The organism is Methyloceanibacter sp. (assembly GCF_049590335.1).
In the GTDB taxonomy this organism is placed as follows: Bacteria; Pseudomonadota; Alphaproteobacteria; order Rhizobiales; family Methyloligellaceae; genus Methyloceanibacter.
Window position 1 is genome coordinate 1 of sequence record NZ_JBAWCQ010000021.1, and the last position, 6,225, is coordinate 6,225.

At 60.4% G+C, this 6,225-nt stretch carries 7 protein-coding genes; 5 read left to right on the forward strand and 2 right to left on the reverse strand.

Annotated elements, in window-relative coordinates; genetic code table 11:
* The 5 genes from WBQ77_RS01600 to WBQ77_RS01620 form a co-directional block, all read left to right on the forward strand.
* On the forward strand, positions 1–792 hold a 792-nt coding region (locus WBQ77_RS01600; protein WP_424058627.1), incomplete at its 5' end, for an OprO/OprP family phosphate-selective porin.
* Between the two features lie 278 nt (positions 793–1,070).
* Complete coding sequence (locus WBQ77_RS01605) at positions 1,071–1,835, forward strand: TerC family protein (protein WP_424058629.1); 765 nt, start codon at positions 1,071–1,073, stop codon at positions 1,833–1,835.
* A gap of 239 nt (positions 1,836–2,074) precedes the next feature.
* Positions 2,075–3,061: a pentapeptide repeat-containing protein gene (locus tag WBQ77_RS01610; protein WP_424058631.1), complete on the forward strand. Its 987-nt coding sequence runs from the start codon at positions 2,075–2,077 to the stop codon at positions 3,059–3,061.
* 202 nt (positions 3,062–3,263) lie between these two features.
* Positions 3,264–4,553, forward strand: a complete 1,290-nt coding sequence (locus tag WBQ77_RS01615) for a sulfite oxidase (protein ID WP_424044419.1) — start codon at positions 3,264–3,266, stop codon at positions 4,551–4,553.
* The gene (locus WBQ77_RS01620; RefSeq protein ID WP_424044421.1) at positions 4,543–5,286 is read left to right on the forward strand and encodes a c-type cytochrome; all 744 of its coding nucleotides are present in this window, start codon (positions 4,543–4,545) and stop codon (positions 5,284–5,286) included. Before WBQ77_RS01615 ends, WBQ77_RS01620 begins: the two co-directional genes overlap by 11 nt.
* Here WBQ77_RS01620 and WBQ77_RS01625 read toward each other — a convergent pair.
* Both WBQ77_RS01625 and WBQ77_RS01630 read right to left on the reverse strand, forming a co-directional pair.
* Positions 5,283–5,804, reverse strand: coding sequence for a GNAT family N-acetyltransferase (locus WBQ77_RS01625; protein WP_424044423.1), 522 nt, complete (start codon positions 5,802–5,804; stop codon positions 5,283–5,285). The genes WBQ77_RS01620 and WBQ77_RS01625 overlap by 4 nt on opposite strands.
* Positions 5,805–5,850: 46 nt before the next feature.
* Positions 5,851–6,039, reverse strand: coding sequence for a hypothetical protein (locus WBQ77_RS01630; RefSeq protein ID WP_424058633.1), 189 nt, complete (start codon positions 6,037–6,039; stop codon positions 5,851–5,853).
* Positions 6,040–6,225: the final 186 nt, after the last annotated feature.

The following is a 6,225-nucleotide window of genomic DNA, read 5'->3' on the forward strand; positions in this document are numbered from 1 at the left end:
GGTGCTGGCATTTGGGTCGGTGACAAACATTGGTCTTTCCAGACCGGGTACTACGGCGCCACGCCGAGCCGTCAGGAGGCCTTTTTCGACGATGAAACAGCCGCCTCGGTTCGCGGTACCATCGCGCCCATCAACACAGACACAACTGTGTTGCATCTGGGTGCGAGTTATCGGCACCGGAATGCCGGCACACTTGAGGACACGGGAGCCGCAGACCTGATCCGATATCGTGCCCGCGGCGCCGATCTACATCTTGCGGACCGGTTCGTTGCTACGCCGATGTTCGGCGAGAACGACGATATGTTCAATCTCGAGGGGGCGATCGTCTATAACCGCTTCTCGGTGCAGGGTGAGTATGCGCAGCTCGACTCGCAGCTGCCGAGCACCATAGCGAATGTGAGCCCCACTTATGATGGTTGGTATATCAGCGGTAGCGCCTTCCTCACTGACGATATGCGGAACTATAAGGCTGACACTGGCGGCTTCGGTCGGCAAAAGGTGAATAACCCATTCGACCCCAAGAACGGAGGTTGGGGTGCGTGGGAAGTTGCCGGACGCTACGACGTCATCAACTTGGCTGATGGCGCTGCTCACGTGAACGCATCCACGGCCAGGAATGCTGTCACATGCGATGATTGCGGCGACCAGGAGACGTGGCTCATTGGTTTGAACTGGTGGATCAATGATTACACAGCACTCAAACTCAACTACAACCAGTCGGAAATCTCTGGGGGTGCCAACGACGGAGCTATGATAAGCGGCTTCGGCATGCGAGCTCAGATCGACTGGTAGGTCGATAGAACCTAGAAGCGAAAATAACCCTTTTCGCCAAACTGCCGCCGCCCATGTCCCGGGCGGCGGCTTTTTCTTCGAGAAGGGGCTGATCGAGTTAGGCTCACCGGTTTCGACCGGTGGGCCTTTTCGTGCCACAGAGCCTTTGTTTGAGACGTCTACGTACGAGAAGGCTTCATGTGAGGTGTCCTGGCACCGAACCGGCGATAGACCAGGCATGGGCACTTGCGTTATTCAGGTGGCAAGGGTGCAACAGCCGTGAAGCTAGTCAGATCTCCATGACATTCGTTGAACTTCTCACCGATCCGCATGTCTGGGCGAGTTTCTTGGCCTTGAGCGCGATGGAAATCGTGCTCGGCATCGACAATGTCGTTTTTATTTCGGTGATGGTTCAGCGTCTCCCGCCCGAGCAACAGCTCACCGCGCGGCGCATTGGCCTGACATTGGCGCTGGTCTTCCGCGTCGTCATGCTTGGCTTCCTCACCTGGTTCATACACATGACCACGCCGATCTTCACGGTCGGCGAGTACGCCTTTTCCTGGCGCGACCTCGTGCTTCTTGCCGGCGGCTTGTTTCTCCTGGTGAAGGGGACGCGCGAGATTCACGAAGGGATTGAGGGCGCCTATGACGGAAACGGGTCGGGCCCACTGGTCACCACCATGACGGCGGCAGTGGTCCAGATTGCCGTCATCGATCTCGTTTTTTCCGTGGATTCGATCATCACGGCCGTGGGGATGGCGGACCATATCGAGGTGATGATCGCCGCCGTAGTCGTGGCTATTGCCGTGATGTATGTCGCCTCGGGGCCCGTCGCGGCCTTCATCGAGCGTCACCCGACGACCAAGATGCTGGCCTTATCTTTCCTGCTGCTGATCGGCGCCGCGCTGGTGGCCGATGCGTTCCATTTCCACATTCCGCGCGGTTACATCTACTTCGCCATGGCGTTTTCGGCCGGAGTCGAATTCGTAAACGTGCTGGCCAGCCGGAGAGGCCGCAAGGGCGATGCTGCGGATAGTGGGACAAGACCGCCAAGCAAAGAGTGAGCGCGGACCAAATCCGAAAAGAATGCTAGCATCGTGGACCGGGTCAGGGTGAATTTGCCGTAGGAGACAGCGTGGCCCGGTCGGATTTGTGGACAATCCGTCTGTTGCTAGAAAACTGTTACATGGGCCCGCTACGCCCTTGCGATATACTCTTGATGACTGCTGCGCATTTTTTCATCGCAGTGCACAAAATATCGCGTTGAGCCAATCGCCATTTCCGTAGTACGCAGAGTCCTGACATGACAATACAAGAACACTTAGAAATTCTGCGTCGCGGCCCGCGCACCTGGAACGCATGGCGCGTGGAGAATCCGTCGATCGTGCCCGATCTTTCCGGCATTTCGCTGAGCATCGGGGATCGGCAAATGGGGCCCATGAATGGCGGGCCGATCAATCTGTCGCGGACACAGATGTCGGATGCCGCTCTGTATTTCGCGACCCTCACCGGTGCTGATATGCGGGGCGCGGACCTGACCAATGCGGATCTGCGCGGGGCGCGGCTCGAGGGCGTCGACCTGACCGGCGCGGACCTCGCAGGCGCACAACTGGACGGGGCGAGTTTGGCCGGTGCAGTCCTCAAGGCCACCAATCTGTGCGGCGCATGTCTCGCCGATGTCAGCGGTCTGACGACCGATCAGATTGACGAGGCGGAGGGTGATCTCGGCACGGTTCTGCCATACGACTTGGAGCGCCCGCCGGTCTGGACGGTGGGGCAGGGCGTCCTTCACATCCAGACGGCGCACGACATGGTAGAGGAGATGTCACGGGGCGCCGCAGTTGAAACCATCGCCGAGCCGATCCCGCCGACGCGGATTGTGTTCCGCGCCGAACCTGAACCGGAACAAGTGCCCGAGGCAGAGCCAGAACAGGCGCCCGCGCCCGAACCGTACTATGCGCCCGAGCCGATGCAGACGACGGCCTTGCCCGAAGAACCGACCCCGGCGGTGCCCCATAACGAGCCCAATGTTGAGAGCCATACCGCACGCCCTGTCACTCCGGTTGAGCAAAGGCCCGTCTACGAGCCGGAGCCGGCCCAGGCATACCAGCCGTTTAAGCCAGAGCCTTCTATGCAGCCCCTGTCGGTGCGTTTGAATGGCCACGACGCCGGCGAGAGTGCGGAAGGTCAGGACGAGAACAAGCATGTGTCTTGGCTTGTGGGCGGTCCCCGTCGCGTCGGCCGGCGGGAGCGTTCGGGCCCGCAGAACAGGTGGCGCGATCGCTCCTAGGTGGGATCCGCGCACACTTCCAGGCGGCACCGGCGAAATCAGGCATCTTGCGTTGGAGGGCCTCGGCCGCGCTAGTGCCAGACGGCACCTCAGGCAAGTATTCATGCAACATCGATAGTCCGGTAGCCCAAAGGCGGTTGGTTTGTCATGCGCTTATGAGATGTCTAGAGTTGCTCTACCGGAGGACGCGATGACGCCCAGAATGCCGACAATACAGAAGGGTATGTTCGCGTATTTCGCAGAGGATCCCGAGGCGGCGGACAAGGCTGTGTTCGACCGGGAGTCGTATCCGGACCGGCGCGGCTTCTTGCGGGGCGCGGGGCTTGCCACAATGGGCGCCCTGCTGGGTGCCGCAATTCCATTCCATCGCAACATGCCCGCAGGTCTCATTCCGGCGGCACTCGCAGATGCGGAGCTGTTGAAGGGGAAAGAGGGCCTCGTCCTGCTGAACGACAGGCCCATCAACGCCGAGACGCCGCCCCATCTACTCGACTCGCCCATCACCACCAACGAACATTTCTTCGTGCGGAACAACGGCGGTATTCCCGCCAACACGGACACGGACGGCTGGGAATTGATGATCGACGGGCTGGTGGACAATCCCCTGAAGCTCTCTATCGCCAACTTGAAAGAACAGTTCGAGGTGGTGAAACTAGCGCTCGTCATCGAGTGCGCCGGCAATGGCCGCTTCTTTTTCAGCCCGCCGCCCGGCGGCAATCAATGGACTTATGGTGGCGTGGGCTGCGCTTATTTCACCGGCGTGCGGTTGCGCGATGTCCTAAACAAAGCGGGCGTTAAAAAGGAGGTCGTCTACACCGCCAATGTGGGTGCCGATCCACATCTGTCCGGCGACCCGCACAGGCTGCCGATTTCCCGCGGGCTGAACATCGAAAAAGCGATGGCCGAAGATGTGCTGCTCGCGTTCGAGATGAACGATACCGAGATCCCGGTCTTGAACGGGCGCCCCTTGCGTCTTGTAGTGTCCGGTTGGCCGGGCTCGTGTTCGCAGAAATGGTTGACGCGCATCTGGCTGCGCGACGTGGTTCATGACGGGCCGAAGATGGGCGGCACCTCCTACCGTGTGCCCCGTTACCCTGTCGCGCCCGGGCAGGACGTTCCCCTCGAGGATTTCGAAATCATCGAGCGGCTGCCCGTGAAATCGCTCATCACCAATCCTGCCACTAAGTCGAACGTTTCCGGAAAGTCCGTCGAGGTGCGCGGTCATGCCTGGTCGGGCGATCGCACGATCAAGAGCGTGGACGTGTCGATCGATTTTGGCGCGAGCTGGACGACTGCGGATCTGGCAGCGCCCGTGAATTTTGGCGCGTGGCAGAACTGGAAGAAGACGGTCGCGTTTCCGCAAGCCGGCTATTACGAGATTTGGTCGCGCGCCACGGACAGCGAAGGCGCCACGCAGCCCTCCGCCATTCCTTGGAACCCCAAGGGTTATCTCAACAACGCAATACATCGGTTGGCGGTCAATGTGGCGTAGCCTTCGATCCTCGTGCTTTCTTTTGGCATCGCTGGCCGCCGGCACGTTTCTCTACGGCTCGTTTGGTCCCGAAGCGGCGCAGGCACAAACCTTGGACGATCGTCTTGCCAAGGCGAACCCGGCGAAGGGGGAGGTGATCTTCGTTCGCTGCGGCGGCTGCCACAGCATTGAAGAGGGCGGCCCCACTAAGCTTGGCCCCAACCTCTGGGGCATTATCGACCGCCCCGTCGCCAGCGTCGACGGCTATGCCTATAGCGATGCGCTCAAAGAATATGGCGGTAAATGGGAGCTCGAGCGGTTCGACGCATTCCTCAAAGATCCGGCCGGGGCCGTGCCGGGCTCCCGGATGGCCGTCCCCGGCGTCACTGACGATGCCGAGCGCTCCGATCTGATCGCGTATCTCAATCAGAACAGCGCGAACCCGCTGCCCATCGGTTTGGATCCCGAACTGGCCAAGGCCGAGGCCGCCGCATACGACAGTGACAAGAAGCGGGACTTCGGTCTTCTGGTCGATGGGCCGGGCATTGCGAAAACCTATGCGCTGTGTACGCCGTGTCATTCGGAAATGATCATCGTACAGCAGGGCAAGACGCGGGCGCGATGGGACAAGGCGCTGGACTGGATGATCGAAGATCAGGGCATGGCGCCGCTCTCCGACGACGACCGCACGGAGATCCTCGACTATCTCGAGGCCAACTATAACGAGGACAGACCAAATTTCCCGGAGCGCTAATGGCGCGGTTGGCCGTATGGCCTGGCTAAGTCGAACGCGCGCGCATAGCTTAGTTCGCCCGAAGGTGTATCGCCTTCGAAAGCGATCCATTGAACGAGGCGTACGGGCAGGGCGCCGTAGCGGAGGGCGCCAACGCTTCTGAAGCCGAAGCGGCCATAGAAGCCCGGGTCGCCCAAAACCGCACAGCCTCTGGCGCCATTTGCGCGTAACTCGGCAAGGCCCGGTTCGACAAGCCCGGCTCCGACCCCTTGGTTTTGCAGTGCCGGCAGTACCGCGAGCGGGCCGAGCCCGAACCAGTGTTCGTGGCGTCCCTCGATTGTCACGGGCGAGAAGGCGATATGGCCGGCGATGTCGTCGCCGACTTCGGCCACCAAGGATATCGTCAGATCGCCGTCCGCGCGCAAGGCCCGAATGATCTCAGCTTCGGTGTGATTGCTATGGGAGTGGTACGCGAACGCCATCTCTGTGACGCGGTGTATAGCGGGTTCGTCGGAGGGGAGTGCGGGGCGGATCAGCATGGCGGCGACGTGCAAGGGGCGCGGGGAGAGCAGCCCAGCGCTTCATTTAGCGCTTCTTGGGGTCTTCTTTCTCCTCGGTGCTCCGTCGGATCCGTTCGGCCTCCATAACGCGCTCATGCTGCTCGTCGACGGTCTTCGGAGATTTGTTTAGAGCCGCGGCCCGTTTCCGTCTCTCACTCTCTCGAGCGAGAAAGGCCTCGAGCTTCAAGTCGGGGTTTTTCTTGTCCTTATCCATCGAGCGTCAATAAGCCGTCCATGGCCCAACAACAAGTGCTACCGATTGCCGTCAACAATGATGATAGTTGCATGCAACCCGATGCTCGGCAGTTGGGTTAGGACCGGGGCGCCAGTTGATCCAAATCCGTCGTCTGAGCGTAACCGATCAGTGGGTACATTTTGGAGCTCCTCATGATGCGAACGA